Annotated in this window: 15 protein-coding genes; 5 read left to right on the forward strand and 10 right to left on the reverse strand. The window is 43.8% G+C overall.

What is annotated here, in order from left to right; genetic code table 11:
• The first annotated feature begins 9 nt into the window (after positions 1-9).
• From mngB to C6Y03_RS12150, 3 genes are read left to right on the forward strand one after another with little or no spacing between them, the layout of a single operon-like run.
• Positions 10-2,673 carry a mannosylglycerate hydrolase gene (mngB, locus tag C6Y03_RS12140; protein ID WP_106039372.1) on the forward strand — a complete coding sequence of 888 codons (2,664 nt, stop codon included), beginning with the start codon at positions 10-12 and terminating at the stop codon, positions 2,671-2,673.
• A 57-nt stretch (positions 2,674-2,730) separates the two neighbouring features.
• Positions 2,731-3,615, forward strand: coding sequence for an ROK family protein (locus C6Y03_RS12145; protein ID WP_060595445.1), 885 nt, complete (start codon positions 2,731-2,733; stop codon positions 3,613-3,615).
• Entirely contained in the window at positions 3,612-5,531 is a 1,920-nt protein-coding gene (locus tag C6Y03_RS12150; protein ID WP_106039373.1) for a BglG family transcription antiterminator, read from the forward strand. The genes C6Y03_RS12145 and C6Y03_RS12150 overlap by 4 nt, the downstream gene beginning before the upstream one ends.
• A gap of 63 nt (positions 5,532-5,594) precedes the next feature.
• Here the strand turns inward: C6Y03_RS12150 and arr are convergent, their stop codons facing one another.
• The 4 genes from arr to licT form a co-directional block, all read right to left on the reverse strand.
• Positions 5,595-6,011, reverse strand: coding sequence for an NAD(+)--rifampin ADP-ribosyltransferase (gene arr, locus C6Y03_RS12155; RefSeq protein WP_034664337.1), 417 nt, complete (start codon positions 6,009-6,011; stop codon positions 5,595-5,597).
• A 470-nt stretch (positions 6,012-6,481) separates the two neighbouring features.
• On the reverse strand, positions 6,482-7,903 hold the full coding sequence (locus C6Y03_RS12165) for a glycoside hydrolase family 1 protein (protein WP_060595442.1): 1,422 nt from the start codon (positions 7,901-7,903) through the stop codon (positions 6,482-6,484).
• 19 nt (positions 7,904-7,922) lie between these two features.
• Positions 7,923-9,782 carry a beta-glucoside-specific PTS transporter subunit IIABC gene (locus tag C6Y03_RS12170; RefSeq protein ID WP_060595441.1) on the reverse strand — a complete coding sequence of 620 codons (1,860 nt, stop codon included), beginning with the start codon at positions 9,780-9,782 and terminating at the stop codon, positions 7,923-7,925.
• Positions 9,783-10,017: 235 nt separating this feature from the next.
• Positions 10,018-10,854, reverse strand: a complete 837-nt coding sequence (licT, locus tag C6Y03_RS12175) for a BglG family transcription antiterminator LicT (protein ID WP_066031389.1) — start codon at positions 10,852-10,854, stop codon at positions 10,018-10,020.
• Between the two features lie 185 nt (positions 10,855-11,039).
• Between licT and C6Y03_RS12180 the strand changes: the two genes are divergently transcribed.
• Positions 11,040-11,240, forward strand: a complete 201-nt coding sequence (locus tag C6Y03_RS12180; RefSeq protein WP_060595439.1) for a hypothetical protein — start codon at positions 11,040-11,042, stop codon at positions 11,238-11,240.
• Positions 11,241-11,274: 34 nt separating this feature from the next.
• Here the strand turns inward: C6Y03_RS12180 and aimA are convergent, their stop codons facing one another.
• A complete protein-coding gene (aimA, locus tag C6Y03_RS12185) occupies positions 11,275-12,894 on the reverse strand; it encodes a glutamate/serine transporter AimA (RefSeq protein ID WP_060595438.1) in 1,620 nt (539 codons plus the stop codon).
• A gap of 342 nt (positions 12,895-13,236) precedes the next feature.
• Complete coding sequence (gene trhO / locus C6Y03_RS12190) at positions 13,237-14,205, reverse strand: oxygen-dependent tRNA uridine(34) hydroxylase TrhO (RefSeq protein WP_060595437.1); 969 nt, start codon at positions 14,203-14,205, stop codon at positions 13,237-13,239.
• A 199-nt stretch (positions 14,206-14,404) separates the two neighbouring features.
• Here trhO and C6Y03_RS12195 point away from each other — a divergent pair, with 199 nt between their 5' ends.
• A complete protein-coding gene (locus tag C6Y03_RS12195) occupies positions 14,405-15,487 on the forward strand; it encodes an iron-containing alcohol dehydrogenase family protein (RefSeq protein WP_060595537.1) in 1,083 nt (360 codons plus the stop codon).
• A gap of 41 nt (positions 15,488-15,528) precedes the next feature.
• Here C6Y03_RS12195 and C6Y03_RS12200 read toward each other — a convergent pair whose 3' ends face one another.
• The 4 genes from C6Y03_RS12200 to C6Y03_RS12215 all read right to left on the reverse strand — a co-directional run bounded on the left by C6Y03_RS12200 (position 15,529) and on the right by C6Y03_RS12215 (position 17,587).
• Complete coding sequence (locus C6Y03_RS12200) at positions 15,529-16,356, reverse strand: aldo/keto reductase (protein WP_106039374.1); 828 nt, start codon at positions 16,354-16,356, stop codon at positions 15,529-15,531.
• 81 nt (positions 16,357-16,437) lie between these two features.
• Positions 16,438-16,854, reverse strand: a complete 417-nt coding sequence (locus C6Y03_RS12205; RefSeq protein WP_106039375.1) for a hypothetical protein — start codon at positions 16,852-16,854, stop codon at positions 16,438-16,440.
• A 29-nt stretch (positions 16,855-16,883) separates the two neighbouring features.
• Positions 16,884-17,345, reverse strand: coding sequence for a 2-thiouracil desulfurase family protein (locus C6Y03_RS12210; RefSeq protein ID WP_034664351.1), 462 nt, complete (start codon positions 17,343-17,345; stop codon positions 16,884-16,886).
• Positions 17,342-17,587 carry a hypothetical protein gene (locus tag C6Y03_RS12215; RefSeq protein WP_106039376.1) on the reverse strand — a complete coding sequence of 82 codons (246 nt, stop codon included), beginning with the start codon at positions 17,585-17,587 and terminating at the stop codon, positions 17,342-17,344. The genes C6Y03_RS12210 and C6Y03_RS12215 overlap by 4 nt, the downstream gene beginning before the upstream one ends.
• Between the last annotated feature and the right edge of the window lie 26 nt (positions 17,588-17,613).

Here is a 17,613-nt window from a genome sequence, read left to right on the forward strand (position 1 = left end):
CGTTGATCAATGACTGTCAATGTACATGTGATTCCACATACTCACTGGGACCGGGAATGGTATTTCACCACCTCCCGATCCCGTATCTACTTAATGAAAAGCGTAATGGACATTTTAGACACCCTTGAAACAGATGAAAGGTTCCATTACTTCATGCTCGATGCACAGGCATCCTTATTGGATGATTACTTGAAATGGCGCCCTGAGGATGAGAATAGAATCAAAAAGCTCGTCACAGCCAAACGTCTCATCATCGGCCCATGGTATACCCAAACCGACCAGCTCGTCATTTCAGGTGAATCGATTGTACGGAACCTGCAATATGGGATTGAACGCTGTCAGCAGTTCGGTCATGTGATGAAAGTCGGCTATGTCCCTGATTCCTTCGGTCAATCCGCGCAAATGCCTCAAATTTACCGTGGATTCGGCATTGTGGATACAGCTTTTTGGCGCGGTGTTTCAGACCATATGACGAATCACACTGAATTCAATTGGCAAGGTGCTGACGGCAGTGAAGTCTTTGCTGTGAACCTGCCATTTGGCTACTACTACGGTGGAAATATTCCTGAAAAGGATGAGGACTTACAAGCCTTTTTATCTGAAAAAATTGGTGCGCTGCAAGCAAAAGCAACCACAAAGAATGTCTATTTCCCAAATGGCTTTGACCAGGCACCGATCCGCAAAAACCTGCCTGACTTATTGGAAAAAGCCAATGAACTTAACGAGCACCACTATCAAATCAGCAGTTTAGAAGATTACATTGCAGCAGTGAAAAAAGAGCGGACGTCTTTTGAAACATTAGAAGGAGAGCTCATTCATGCGAAGCATATGCGGATTCACAAATCTATTTTTTCAACACGAGCTGATTTAAAAATCTTAAACAATCAAATTGAAAACTATCTCGTCAATGTGATGGAGCCTATCCTAACGATCAGCTATTCACTCGGACACGACTATCCGCATGATACGGTTCGTGATATTTGGTACCTCATGTTTGAAAATGCAGCGCATGACAGCATTGGCGGCTGCAATAGCGACACGACGAATCAAGATGTCTTATTCCGCTACAAGCAGGCAAAGGAAATCGCCGAGAATCTTGTGGACTTACACATGCGTCTCATTGCTATTCGACTGCAAACTGAGCAAGAAATCACATTCACGTTATTTAATACACTGCCTTCAAAGCGTTCTGAAGTCATTGAGGTCGAAACCTTTATCACGGAACGTCCATTTACACTAAAGGATGCAAACGGAAGAACGCTTCACTACACAGTGAAAAGCAAAACCGATGTCACAGATTATGTGCTGGCACAGCAAATTTCTCTTAACCCAAGTAAAGATGTGTACATGCCAAAACAAGTATGGAAAGCCATTCTGCTGATTGAAGCCGCCAGCTTACCGTCCGTTGGTTATACACAAGTCAGCATGGTTTTCGATGAATCAAGCGAATCTGCATGGGAACAAACAGAAGGACGCGCGATTGAAAATACGTATTACCGCATAGCGGCAAATGACAACGGATCGCTGGATATCACAGATAAACAAACAGGCCGGACATTCTCTGAGCAAATGACCTTTGAAGACAATGGAGACGATGGAGATTCTTACAACTATTCCCCGCCGCGCGAAGATCTGTATGTGTCATCCAAGGATCTTTCTTCAGCAGACCTCACAGTGTCTAAAAGCGGACTGCAGGAAGAGCTCACCATCCAGCTTACTCTCACTGTCCCATATGACTTAGAAGAGCGCTCTCAGCAATCGGTCACGACTTCACTCCCGATCACAGCGAAGGTGGCATTAAACAAAGATGAGCCTGTCATCCGTTTTCATGTCGATGTCGACAATCATGCGTTAGACCATCGTCTGCGTGTCCTCTTTGATACAGGCATCGCATCAAAGGTATCACTGAGCGATCAGCAGTTTGGAACCATCGAACGCCCAACAGAGCTCACGCAAGAGCTTGAATGGTGGAGCAATGAGCATTGGGAAGAAAAACCGATCACCATTGAACCGATGCAATCCTTTACTGCACTTCGTGATGAAGCATATGGTGTCGCTCTATTGACCGACTGTGTGAGAGAATACCAGATCACAGGAGAAGGCTACACAACGATTGCGTATACGCTCTTCCGCTGTTTCGGAAAAATGGGGAAAGAAAATCTTCTTTACCGTCCAGGCCGCGCATCTGGGGAAAAAATTGTTGAGACACCTGACGCTCAGCTGCAAGGTGCACTGTCGTTCTCATTTGGCATGCACTATAGCAAGGACGCTGTCAGCGAGGGGCACTTAGCGCAGCTTGCTAAGCGGTATACCACCCCAGTTCAATGCTACGAACGGGCAGACTTTTTAAACGGTCGTTTAATTTTCTCTTTCCGAGATGAAAAAGAAGACTTACAATCTACTTATAGCCTGCTTGACATTGAGACAGACGGAGCCATTCTAAGCGCTCTAAAAAAAGAAGAGCATGGAACAGGCATTGTCATCCGTCTCTTCAATCCATATTTAACGCGTCAAACAGCCGCTTCAATCAATAGTTCATCTCTACAACACGGAGAAACAGCGAATTTAGGCGAAACACCTGAAGGACATATACTCAAAGCACAACATGGATCATTACACATTGAACCGCTCACACCTTGTCAGGTACAAACCTACATTGTAAAGAAAAAATGAACATGTAGGGGCGGGGTCCATTTGGATTCCGCCCCTCTTTAATGGAGGGCATTGATCATGCGAATTGGAGGCATTGAAGCAGGCGGAACAAAATTTGTCTGCGGCTACGGAACAACAGACGGAACGATTGAACACATGACTTCCTTTGCAACAGGAAACCCAATTGAAACATGCCGGCAAGTGATCGATTACTTTACAAAGCATCCTGTCGATGCCATTGGCATTGGGGCATTCGGGCCTGTCGATGTAAAAGAACAAAGCCCAAGCTATGGGACGATTTTAGATACACCAAAAACAGCCTGGCGCCAATTCCCTTTCCTCTTAACCTTAAAACAAGCCCTTGGGCTCCCGATGAAGCTTGATACCGATGTGAACTGTGCTGCACTCGGAGAAGCCCGCTTTTCGGTCGAAGCACAAAAGCCTGCTTCTTTGGTTTACATCACAGTTGGAACAGGAATAGGCGGCGGTGCCTATATTGAACACCGCCTCATTCACGGATTGTTGCATCCAGAAATGGGTCATATCACCGTTCAGCGGCATCCTCATGATTCCTACGGAGGCTGCTGCCCAATACATCACGACTGTTTAGAGGGACTGGCATCTGGACCTGCCATAGAAGGACGCTATCATACACTGGCGCAAATGCTGCCAGAGGAGCATCCTGCCTGGTCACTTCATGCCTACTATCTCGGGCAGATGACCGCCAATTTATTACTCACTCTTTCACCAGAGCGCATCATTCTCGGCGGAGGTGTGATGAAACAGCCCGCTATGCTGCCGCTCATTCTTGATGAAACAGAAAAGCGGCTTCACGGGTATTTGCAGCTGCCAAAGCCTTTAAATGAAATTATCACCAAGCCATCCTTTGATGGATTATCGGGTTTAATGGGCGCAATCGCTCTTGGTACTGATGCCTTACAGGCGCAAGGAGCCGCGCAATGATGATGACGGCAGATCCTCGAACCTATCAGCTGATTCAGCGGCTATTTGAAACGAAGGGGTTCGTGAAGCTGGAGGAGCTCACTGCCTCTTTTCGGTTATCTGACCGCTCCATCCGCAATTTAATCAAAGAAGCAAATGAGCAATTAAAGGAAGCTGGAGCCAAGATTAAAACGATCCGCGGAAAGGGATACACCCTATTAACAAGTGACCAAGACGCCTTCCTGCTTTGGCTTCATCAACAGAAGCTTCCTGCCCGCTCTCTCGTCCCCGTCATGCCAGAAGAGCGTGTACGATTTATGATGAGAAAGCTATTGCTTCAACCGGATTACTTAAAAATTGACCAGCTGGCTGAAGAACTGTTTATCAGCCGCATGACGGTCAGCAGTGATTTAAAAAAAGGACGAGAGCTGTTAGCCCGTTACGGCATGACCCTTGTGTCAAAGCCTGGTTTTGGCTTAAAGATTGAGGGAGACGAGTTGCAAAAAAGAACATGCTATGCAGACTTACTCCTTGAGGAAGAGCCTGCACTTTCTCATATCACCGAGCGGGAGCAGCTCCATTTTCCTGATATTTCTCTTGAAACCATTCGATCTATTGTCCTGACGAACCTGCATCAAGAGTCATTGCTCATTAAAGACATTGCCTTAAAAAACTTAGTCATTCACTTAGCGATTGCGATTCAGCAGACACGAAAAAACCAGCGGATATCCGCCAGTACCACTCGTACACAAAGATCGCAAGTCTTAATGAGAATTGCCCAAAAGATCATACAGCAGGTAAGTGACACCTTTCACGTCATCTTATCAGAGGATGAAACAGATTACTTAGTGATGCATCTATTGGCGAATCAAACGTGGAAAGAAGCCGCCCAGCATCAGACGACAGTGGAAGTTCAGCAGGCGGTTGCGGTCTTTCTACAGCACATTGAGAAAACAAGCGGCCACCGCTTTGCAGATGACAACATCCTGCAGCAAGACTTGATGCTTCATATGAAGCCATTATTAAATCGAATCCAATATGGCGTATCCTTACAAAATCCGCTTTTGCATGAGATCAAAGCGTCCTATCCTTACCCGTTTGATTTGGCTGTCAGCGGACTGAATGCCTTACAGCTGGTACGGACGCCAAATGAAGACGAGGCGGCATATGTTGCTCTGCATATCGCTGCTTCATTTGAAAGAAGTCAGCTCGATACCTCGCAAAAAAAGAAAGCCATTATCGTGTGCGGGTCTGGACTAGGGACGGCAAGACTGCTTGAAATTAAATTGAAGGCAGCCTTTCAGCACGAACTGGAAATCGTCGAGCTGTATTCCTATCAGGATTATCTAATGAGCACCACCCTGCCCTGTGATGTCATCATTACAACCGTCCCACTCGCATCAAAGGGAAAACCCGTGATTCAGGTCAGCGCTTTTTTTGAACATCATGATGTACAGCGGGTAAATGAGATCATTCATTTATTAAATGGACATGGGACTCCCTCTAAAGAGCTGATGGCATTTTTTCAAGAACGATTGACCTTATTGAATGCTGACCTATCCAGCAAGGAGGAGGTATTAGAGACACTATGCAGCCGTTTAGAGAAGCATCAGCTAGTATCGCCTTCTTTTCGGTCCTCGGTGCTTGAGCGGGAGCAAATGTCGTCTACCTATCTTGGCAGAGGAATGGCTATGCCTCACCCGCTCATCACAAATGAAGGCACATCCTGCGTAGCCATCGCACACTTAAAACAGCCAATTGACTGGCAGGGAGACCAAGTATCACTTGTCTTTTTATTAGCCATTCATAAGGATGACGCAGTCTGTATGAATCAATTCTTTGAACAGGCCGTCGATTTACTGGACAATCCAGACCGCATTCACTTCCTGAAGCAAGCAAAAACATTTGATGAGTTGATGGATGCATTGTTTCAATAAAATAGAACAAAGGCCGCCCAGTTGTTGATGAGGCGGCCTTCGTGTTATTTAGAATATGGATCATCAATCGTATATGACATTTTTCCCTTCTTCGCTTAATTTCTTCAAAGAGCTCAGCATATGTTCAATTTCTTCATCAGAATGTCTTTCCCATGAACCTAATTCTGCGACAATTTTCAAAGGGGATTTCGATCGATAAGAACGTGTTGGATTGCCGGGAAATTTTTTGTCAGTCAAATTCGGATCATTTTCAAACTCGCCTAACGGTTCTACAAGATATATTCTCTCTTTCGCATCAGACCTTGCTAACTCAGCACCCCATTTGGCCGCATTTAATGTTCCAGTGAAATAGATATGGTTTGATTTTTTATCCTGAAAATTGGATAAATACAGCGGTTCAAGCAGATCTCCAATCTTCAATTCTGCTTTCGTCCCATGAAAAAATGGGCCAGGATCTAAAACCTGCTCATTGTCATTCATACAGCCGCACCCCTTATCGTTTTTGACTTGCGTATAACAGTATACGGCCTGATCTGGGCGGAAAACAGTCTGTAAATGAGATTGTATTCGCGGTATAATAATAGTAGAGAGCAAGATGTGATTGGATCTAAAAAAATGGAAACTTCTCATTAACACCAACAAGTACAAAAACAAGAATACCTTCCACAGCTGATAGAGTCACAATCACACCATGGTTCATTGGGTATTCCTTCGCAATTAATTTCTGACCTATATAATTCAAAGCATAAAAAATGAAAAACAATAAGAAAAACAGAAAAAGAATCGTCATCATATAAACAGACCCTCTCTTATAATGGATATTAAACCAAATTTTACAATATATAATTAGACTATCATTTTAGAACAACTCGAACAATATGATCTTGCTAATAGAGTGAATGAAGAAAAAAAGCCAGCCACCCGCATAAGGTGATTGGCTTTTTTATCTGTTACTCCCCGATGTTCTCTCCATTTTGCTGAATCAAGGTTTCGTACCAATAAGAGCTCTTTTTACGAATTCGTTTGAGGTCTTTTAGGTCAAATTCGTCGCGGTTGACGTAGATGAATCCGTAGCGCTTGGAGCATCCTTGGTGTGTGCTGATTAGATCGATTGCAGACCACGGGCAGTATCCGAAGACATCGACTCCGTCTGTGATCGCCCATTTGATTTGTTCGATATGCTTTTCTAAATAGTCAATTCGATAATCATCTTGAATCGATCCATCTTCTTCTAATTTGTCGAAAGCACCCAATCCGTTTTCCGTGATAATAAGGGGCAGCTGATAACGGTCATAAATCTCGCGCATCGTTGAACGGAAGCCGACAGGATCAATCTCCCAGCCAAACGCATTTTTACTTAAGAACGGGTTGTTGCCGCCTTTGTATACGCCATCTTCACCAGATTTTAAATGCTGATCTCCGCCGCGTGCAAATTCATCGTTGCCATCTCCTTTACTCGCTTCAACCGTTTGAGATGTGTAGTAGTTAAAGGCAATGAAGTCTGGCTTCGCACTTTTCAAAATATCCATATCTCCCTCTTCAATAACAGGAAGAATGTCTTTTTCTTTCATGTATGCCCAAGCAAGGTTGTTATAACGGCCGAAGACTGCCATATCAAGATACAGCCAGTTGCGGATCGCATTGTAATTCGCCGCAGCAAGCACATCCTCAGGCTTTGGAGATGCCGGATAAATGAGCGCAATATTTGGTGCTGGTCCAATTTTCGCTTCAGGCAGCAAACGATGACAAAGCGTCATGGCTTTCGCCTGAGCTACGAGCATATGGTGGTTCTGCTGATACAGTTCTTTTTTTGGATTTTCTAAATTTGGATCAAGTGTACCGAGCGCCGATCCATGTAAGATCATCATGTTTTGTTCATTAATGGTCAGCCAATAGTTTACCTTCTGGCCATATTCCTTAAAGAGAACCTCTGCATAACGTTCAAACGCATCTACTGTCGCACGATTTGACCAACCGCCTTTTACTTGAAGCGCATGAGGCAGATCAAAATGATACATTGTCACGATTGGTTCAATGTCATAGCGGCGCAATTCATCGATGAGAGAATGATAGAATTCAATCCCCTTTTGATTGATCTCCCCATCTCCATCTGGAATGATCCGTGTCCATGCAATAGAGAAGCGATAAGCCTTTAAACCCATTTCTGCAAACATCTTCACATCCTCTTTATAGCGGTGATAGTGATCGCTTGCGACTTTAAAATCCGTTGTCCCTTCAGGGTAACTTGCTCTCATATCAATGACAGAAGGCCCCTTGCCATCCTCGTTCCACGCACCTTCTACTTGATAGGCGGAAGTAGATCCGCCCCAGAAAAAGTCCTTTGGAAATGGTGCTAGTGTTGAATATCTCATAATTTCTTCCTCCTCTTGATTAAACGAGATGTAAAAATGATTGTCCTGGTGTAATTTGTTTTACTTCTGTTTCAATAATATCGCTAAACTCACCGGAATTGGTAATAATCACTGGTGTTGTGACGGAAAGGCCGGAAGCTTGGATGGCTTCAATATCAAATTCTGCAAGCAGTTCACCTTCTGTGATGGTTTGCCCCTGTACGACCTTCGGGGTAAAATGCTGACCGCCTAATTGTACGGTATCCAGTCCAATGTGAATGAGCACTTCTGCTCCGCTTTCAGAAGTGAGACCGTACGCATGGCCTGTTGGGAACACCGTTGTCACAACTCCTGATACTGGTGCAAACAACTTGCCTTCTGATGGAATGATGGCTGCACCCTTTCCTAGTGCACCAGATGAGAATGCCTTATCCTGTACTTCCTCCAGCTTGATCACCTCGCCTTTTAAAGGACTCTTCACATGAGCTGCTTTGACCCCATGTTCGTTTTCCATTGTTGGTGCGGAAATCGGTGCTGGCGTGTCATCTTCATCTACTGGATCCTTAAATCCAATCAAATAAGTCAAGACGATGGATAGAACAAACGAGACCGAGATTCCGATGATGAACCCTGTAAACCCTTGTCCATAGAAAATCGGAAGTGTCAGTAAACTTGGAAGCCCTGACGCAATCGCAATACTTTGTGAATAACCGATGATCGCACCGCCGACACCGGCAGAGAGAACGGCTGCAATAAATGGTTTTTTCAAACGAAGCGTGACCCCGTATACAGCTGGCTCTGTAATCCCAAACACGGCAGAAACCGCTGTCGATCCAGCCAATGATTTCAGTTTTTTATTCTTTGTTTTCAGCATAACACCGATTGAGGCACCGGCTTGTGAGAATACAGCTGGCGCAGTAGCCGGCTTGATATGATCTTTTCCATGGACGGCGATATTATTTAAAATCACTGGCACTAGACCCCAGTGGATACCGAAGATCACGAGAACCTGCCATGCCATCGCAATTAAAGCACCTGCAAGTGTAGGACTAAAGGAGAATATTTTCAGCAAGACAGCTGCAATGCCGTTCCCTGCATACACACCAAATGGGCCGAATACAATGAGTGTCAGCGGAACAACCGTGACAAGTAAAATCAGTGGTGTAATAAAGTTTTTGACACTTTCATGAATGACTTTGTTAAAGAAACGTTCGATATATCCCATGACAAACACTGCCAAAATGATTGGAATAACCGTTGATGTATACGACATTAAGACGACCGGAATACCGAAGAAGGTCACATCTCCGCCGCCTTTTGACAACTCTTGAATGGTTGGGTAAATGAGTGCACCAGCAATCGTCACAGCGACAAATGGATTCGCTCTAAACTTCCTCGCCGAAGTGAATGCGAGCAGTAATGGCAGGAAGTAGAACAAGCTGTCAGACGCAGCAAATAAAATTTGGTACGACGTATCTTCAGGTGATAACCATTTCGCATTGATACAGATGCCTAATAGACCTTTTAAAATACCAGCACCCGCCATGACACCGAGAAGTGGTGTGAAAATACCAGAGACAATGTCGACGAATTTTCCGAAAAGGCTTGTGCTCTCTCCACCTGATTTTGCAGATGAAGAAGTGGAATCCTCTAATAGATTCGTAAACTCCCCAATTTCTCGATAAACCTCTGGTACGGTATTGCCAATGACTACTTGAAATTGGCCGCCGCTTTCCATGACGGTTACAACACCATTTAATTTTTCAATGGCTGCTTTGTCTGCTTTTGATCGGTCATGTAATGTGAAGCGAAGTCTTGTGGCACAATGGACCAGTGAATGAACGTTTTTCTCTGTGCCAATGTGTTTGATAATGTCTTCTGCTAATTGACGATAACTCATACAAAAACCCCCTTTTTTTCAAAAAAATACGTTTTTGGGCAAAATAAAAACCTAAACGGGCACCAAAAATAGTCGCAACTTGCCATTGCGCTTTTTCAGTGAACGTTTAGGTTTTGCCTGCCGAACAGTCACAATCCTCTAAGACGATCATTGTGAAACCGTATTCTTTTATGTTTATGAGCAAATAGTACCACTCAGCTTTTCTCATGTCAACGCTTTCTTTTAAAATCTACCTTTATTTTTCTCGTTTGATCAATCGATTCAAATGAATGGATAGATACAGCATCTCCTCTGATGTGAGATCTCGGTGATAGGTTTGATAGACATATTCTGCGATTTTCTTTGCACATTCGTAAGCCTTCGGATATTTCACCTTGATCAGCTGATACAAGTCCTGATCTTCGCTGACAAGCAGTGTTTCGTTGATCAGACGCTGGACGAAAAAGCGCAAATGCGTGAGAAAACGGTAATAGTTGAGTGAGTCTTCATCAAAATCCATGTTGAGATGATATTTCACAATGGTGAGAATGGCGTTTACTTCTTTTGTGATATTGACCGTTGTATTCATGTCCTCATTGAGCTCTGCATTAATGATATGCATCGCAATAAAGCCTGCTTCATCCTCAGGCAGTTCAATATGAAGACGCTCTTCAATCATCTCAAGACAGTCCTTTGCCACAAGAAATTCATCTTTGTATAAGCGTTTAATCTCCCAAATAAGCGAATTCTCAATGAGGTGATTTTTCTTCAATCGTTCGATGGCGTAATGAATATGGTCTGCGAGTGATACATGCAGACTTTCATTTAATCTTCGGTTCAGCTTTGTATGTGCATATTGAATCATTTCTTCGGTTACCTTGACCACATCATACGGAACTTCCAGAAGCAGCATTTTCATCCGCTCATGAACGGAGTGATCCTCCAGGCGGAAGACTTTATCGATTAACGATTCGTCTACCGGGTCTCCAGGCCGTCGTTGAAACGCGATACCTCTGCCCATGACGACGATTTCTTTTCCTTGTTCATCTATCACACTAATGACATTATTGTTTAGAACTTTTTGTATCTGCATCCCCAAACACCTCCGTCTATGACCCACAATCTTCACTCAAAATATGCTCTCATCTTAACACAACTGTCAAATCACTTGGTGATTTTATCTGACTTTTGAAATAGATTTCATCATGATTCTACCCCTTCATAGCTGGTCTGATCATTCAATTGCCTGCATACAATACTCCGAGGAGGTGACCTTCAGTGAAGGCTTTTTTCTGGTCTGCATCATTTTTATTCATGCTTCTATTCACACTCGTTTTTCTAGGAATCGTGTTTTGGCTTAGTGGACAAGGCATGGATCAGCTTTGGAGATATGTGCTCATCTCATTTGTCACAGCAGCCGTTTTGCGTGGCGTCACCACTTGGCTGAGGCAGCACGTGATGCATCATTTATCAAAATAAAACGGCTGCCCGCGATATTCAGGCAGCCGTTCCTTTATTCTTTGGATGATGCGGCTTCTTGCTGAGAAGTACGCAGCTCATCATTAATTTTTTTCGCATCCTTTAGAAATTCTGTTTCAAATCCACTTTTGAGTGCCCACATATAAAATAGCAAGGCAACCACTGTAATAAGTGCCATGTCCCAGCCATAATGAATGACGTTATAGCCGCCGAATTTGTCACTGCCAAGGCAGGAAATCGTCATCATCACAAGCAAGTACACGACCATCCAAGCACCCGCCTTCAAGTTGCGGCCGAAGCCTTTCCACTTCGCTTTTGCTTGATAGTAAAAATAGATCGGAAGACCGATGAGGATAATGAACAGCACCTGACCTGTTAACGGCCACCTCGCCCAATACAGCGTCAATGAGGCAAAGACAAAGCCGAGAGGAGCAATGATGCTGAGTCCTTTTATTCGAAGCGGACGATATAAATCTGTCCCTGTCTTTCTCAGTGTCATAACGGTCACTGGACCTGTCAAATAAGAAATGAGCGTCGCAACTGAAATGATTTCTGCAAGTACACCCCAGCCTCTAAATAAAAACAGAAAGATAAACGATACGGCTAAGTTAAAAAACATCGCTGGACGAGGCACACCGTAAATAGGGTGCAGACGGCCAAGCACGCTTGGCATGTATTTGTTTTTTTCCATTCCATAAATCATACGAGATGTCGTCGCCGTATACGTAATCCCTGTACCAGAAGGTGATACAAAAGCATCTGCATATAAAATCAGAACCAGCCAGTTAATCCCAAGCGCAATGGCAAGGTCAGCAAATGGCGAGTTAAAATTCAAATGGCCCCATCCATTCACAATCATGGACGGATTGACAGCACCGATAAAGGCGATTTGTAAAAGCACATAAATTACAGTCGCAATCAAAATGGATCCAACAATGGCGATCGGAATCGATCGGCCTGGATTTTTCGCCTCACCTGCCATATTAATCGGGCTTTGGAAGCCATTGAAGGCAAACACAATCCCTGATGTCGCAACAGCTGTCAGCACACTCGCCCAGCCGTTAGGGGCAATACTTGTTCCAGAAGTAAAATTCTCACTATGAAAACCTACGAATAAGAGCGCACCAATTGTTAATCCTGGAATGACAATTTTAAACACAGTAATGAATGTATTCGCTTTTGAAAATAACCCAACTGTCCAATAATTGAGCAGAAAGTAAATCACAAGAAGTACACTGGCGACCATGAGCCCTTCTGTCGTCAAAACCCCTTTTGTGACCAAATGGCTTGTCCACTTTGCCCACTCCCAAGGCCATGAGCTCATATACTGGACAGAAGCCACCGCCTCAACAGGAATGACGGAGACAATAGCGATCCAGTTTGCCCAAGCAGCAATAAACCCGATAAAAGAGCCGTGTGAATATTGCGTATATTTCACCATTCCGCCTGCCTCTGGAAACATCGATCCGAGTTCACTATAAGACAAAGCGATAAATAAAATCACGACCATCCCAATCAACCAGGACAAAATAGCAGCAGGGCCGGCAATTTGAGCGGCACGCCAAGCACCGAAAAGCCATCCTGAACCAATGATTGAGCCAAGACCTACCATCATTAAAGCGAAAGTTCCCATTCTACGATGCAAATGATTCATGTTCATAACACCTTTCGATTAAATTACAAAGCATGTGCCCAAGTAAGCGTCTTTCTTACTTGCAGCTCACTTTTCAATCAATTGACAAATATTTCTTCAACTAAATCTTTACCCTTGTTCATTTTTTCGCCTGTTTTATTATCTCTCAATTCTCTATTTTCTGAAATAGTCGAACATGCTTATTTCTAAAGAAAGCGCTTTTTCAACGATTCAATCTATTAGACTGAATAACTACCTTTACCCTTATTTTGAAAAAAACAAAACAAAAAAAGAAAGAGGAAATGAATCCCTCTTTCTTCTGAACCCTCTCGTGTATAGAAAAAAAGGATAAAGGGGGTCCCTCTATCCTTGTGAGATTGCTTGTTCTTTTTCAATCACAGCTAGTCTTTCTTGCACTTCTTCTTCAGACAGATTGTGCTGTTTCACATAAAGGTTACGTTCACTTGTACGGCATTCATGGCTGCAGCTGCGCATATACTTATGCTCGCTCTCTTCTGTTGCAATCATTTTGCGGTTGCATGCAGGGTTTGCACAGTTCACATAACGCTCGCAAGGCTCACCAGTGAAGAAATCTTTTCCGACAACTACATGCTCTGTTTGATTCACTGGCACTGTTAAGCGGGTATCAAACACATAGCATTGACCATCCCATAGCTTTCCTTGAACTTCTGGGTCTTTTCCGTACGTGACAATTCCGCCGTCAAGCTGAGAGACATCTTCAAAGCCTTCACGCTTTAACCAGCCTGAGAATTTCTCACAGCGTACGCCGCCTGTGCAATACGTCAGGATTTTTTTCCCTTCAAGAATCTCTTTATTGTCACGAATCCACTCAGGTAATTCGCGGAATGTCTCGATATCAGGACGTACTGCCCCTCTAAAGTGGCCGACATCAAACTCGTAATCATTACGTGCATCAATCACAACGGTATCAGGTGATTGCATTTGCTCGTAAAATTCAACCGGGCTGAGATGTTTACCTGTTAATTCTAACGGGTTCACGTCATCTTCAAGGCTCAGATTCACTAGTTCATTTCGATGGCGGACGTGCATTTTTTTAAACGCATGACCGTCTGCTTCGTCAATTTTGATCGGCATAGACGCAAAGCGCGGATCTTCTTTTAACGCTTGCATGTACTTGTCCGTTTGCTCAATGGTACCAGAAACAGTTCCGTTCAAGCCTTCTGCTGACACAAGGATACGGCCTAACAAACCAAGCTCCTTACAAAATGCTAGATGCTCTGCTGTAAACGTCTCTGGGTCCTCAATGGGGACATATTGATAGTAAAGTAAGACACGATATTGTTTTTCCATATATATAAACACCTCTTAAATTTAATCAAAACATACCGTTCTTTATCATACAGGAAATACATACCTAAAGGCAATGTCAGCGGCTCAATTCCATAAAACGGAAGGGTCTTTCTCCTCATATTATCGATTATTTGACAGAACTTTCTGTAAAATGAGATGATTTATGAAATATGATGTTGTAAAGGAGCAGAACTCAATGATCCAGCCAGAAGATATCGTCAGAAGCGGCCCAAACCAATTTATTTCTCAAAAAGGGATTTATCATGAACTCGATTCACTTGTTTCTCCATCCTTCCAGTCGCCCGCTGTACTGACGGGACACGATTCATTTCATGCTTTTTCAGCGTACACAAAGCTTCCACCTCATTGGCCTGTTGTTCAGCACAAAGGATACAGTTCACCAAATGCGATCACACGAATTGCTGAAGAACTGAAAGGGGCAGATGTGATGATTGGGATTGGAGGCGGCACGATTTTAGACACCGCCAAGTCAGTAGCAGAAGCTCTTCAAATTGAAGTGATCATGGTTCCAACCATCCCAGGGACATGTGCTGCATCTACACCGCTTAGCGTCATTTATGATGACAAGGGGAATTTCATGAGAGTCGATTATCATAAACGGTCCAGCTACCTCACGCTCATTGATCATACATTTTTGCTTTCTTCTCCTCTTTCCTACCTTCAAAGTGGGATTGGAGATACGCTGGCCAAATGGTATGAAGCAGAAGCCATTATTCGAAATGCAAAAGACTCCTTACCGCTCATGGTGCATGCTGCACTAAAGCAGGCGGTATACGTCAGAGACATTCTTCTTTCCCATAGCGAAGAAGCCGTCCACAGCTTGACAACAGGGCAGCACTCGCAAGCATTTGCGGATGTAACGGATACCATTATTACATTAGCCGGCACGGTCGGCGGGTACGGGGGACGCTACGGCAGAATGGCAGGAGCTCACGCCATCCATAACGGATTGACATTTATTGAAGAAACGCATCACGTATTACATGGTCAAAAAGTGGCCTATGGCATTCTTGTTCAGCTTGCCGCAGAAAATCGAATGAGCGAAGTAGAAGAATTACTTGAGCTTTATGAAACACTCGGATTACCTAGAAATATGCGAGAGCTTGGCATCACAGCTCAGCTGGAAGAAGCCGCAAAAACAGTGGCAAGCCATGCTGCACGTGCAGACGAAACCTTTTGCTTGATTGGAGACTATTCCAAAGAGCAAATTGCCGACGCCATTCAAGTCATTGAAAACGTATCAGCCTCGAAAAACCGTTAAATAAAAAAAAGCACAGGCATCCACCTGTGCTTTTCTTTCGATTAAAAATCAAAGTTATCTGGATCTGGACCTGTGCGCTCATCTTCATTGAGCTGATCGATGACACCCATCTCATGTGCGGACAGCTCGAAATCGAAGACTTGTGTGTTTTCGATGATTCGGCTCTTCGTCACAGATTTTGGAATGGTGATAATGCCATGCTGCAAGTCCCAGCGAAGAATGACTTGTGCCACGGATTTGTCATGTTTTTTCGCAATATCCTGAAGAACAGGATGGTTCAGAAGCTTCCCACTGCCTAATGGTGACCACGCTTCTACATGAACCCCTTTCTCCTTGCAGTAGTCTCGTAAAGGCTCCTGCGTCAGCTTTGGATGTAGCTCGATTTGGTTGACCATTGGCACAACTTCTGCCTCTTCTAATAAATCATCTAGGTGGTGCTGATGGAAGTTACACACACCGATGGCTCGAACGCGTCCATCCTTATACAGCTTCTCTAGTGCTTTCCAAGTATCTTTATATTTACCTTCAACTGGCCAATGAATTAAATAAAGGTCTAATACATCTAGCCCAAGCTTGTTCATACTTGTTTCAAAGGCTTCAAGTGTTGCTTCATAGCCTTGATCACGATTCCAGACCTTTGTCGTAATAAACAGATCATCGCGAGAGATGCCTGATTGCTGAATGGCTTTGCCTACCCCTTCTTCATTTTGATAGGCCGCTGCTGTATCGATGCTGCGATAGCCCGCTTCAAGAGCGTCTTTGACTGCATTTACAGCCTCTTCCCCATCTTTTACCTGCCATACACCAAAGCCTAGCTTCGGCATTTTTACTCCGTTTGCTAATGTGACTGTATCTGTTAATCCACTCATCAAACAAACCTCCGCTTCATTTTTACTTACCATGCACTATTCCCGAATTTTCTATTGATCATGCAAGAAATTTCGCTGGTGTTATTTGATATATTGTCCTATATCGACTTGATTGGCGTCAACGATTTGGTATTCGCTGATCTTATTTTTCGTTTTAGAACCATCATATGTCTCTAAATAAGCTTGATCATAAAAGACGATTCCGTATGTAACATTGCCTTCCTCTAACACCCTAATCCAATAAGACTCTTTTGTTTCTTTTTTAGCGCCATTCGCCTTCTTTAATTTCATACCTGAAAATTCATTCAGCAGCTTTTGAATATCTTCTTTCTTATCTACCACAACTTGCTCATTATCATGCTCAATTTGAATCGAAGTCACCTTGTTCTTATCCAGTGAGGTCACATCATCAAAAGAGTATGTTTTGGTATTGATCATAAAATAAATACCTATTCCTATTAAAACCACTACACCTACACCAATGATCCACTTTTTCAACCTAGCTCCTCCTTCTATCCACGCCACACCTATTGAAACAACGAAGTCCAATCATCCTCCTCAGAGAACACTTGAATCCCGTGCTGTTTCAGCAAGGCGGACGTCACACCATCACCAGCTTTTGTCTTACCGTTAAACTCTCCCTGGTAAATCAGCCGGCTCCCGCAAGAAGGGCTGTACTCTTTTAACACAACCGCTGTTGCTTTCAGAGACTGAACCTGTTCCAGCGTGGCTTTTGCACCTTTTACATACATCTCTGTGACGTCAGTTCCATGAACATCGACAACAGCAGCCTGCCCCCGTAAAACATCATATCCATCTCCGCCAATGATTTCTGCCGGTGGTCTAGGCGTAGAGAAGCCGCCAAGCAGTTCAGGACAAACTGTCACAGCCTTTCCTTCCTGCACAAGCTCTTCAATTCGCTGATCTAATCGATGGCTGCCATTATACCGGACCTTCAACCCAGCAAGACAAGCGCTGACCACAATCACGTCTGTTCCTCATTTTTATGGATTGAGCGTTTTTTACTGAATTTAAAATAAATACATACAGGCAGATAGAAGATCGTGTACCCTAAAAAGGGCAGGGCACAATACAAAGCGGCCGCCCAAACAGGTTCTTCAACTCCTGTAATGCCAAAATAGTAAACAAATAATAGCAAGCTGACAAACAGTCCTACGAACGGCATGATGGTTGCTGACTTTTTAAAATTTTCCATCATTTCTTTCCCCAAAGAAGCTCCCTCCCTTTTAACATGAT

Origin of the sequence: Bacillus sp. LNXM65 (genome assembly GCF_002998575.1) — a bacterium.
Lineage (GTDB): Bacteria > Bacillota > Bacilli > Bacillales > Bacillaceae > Bacillus.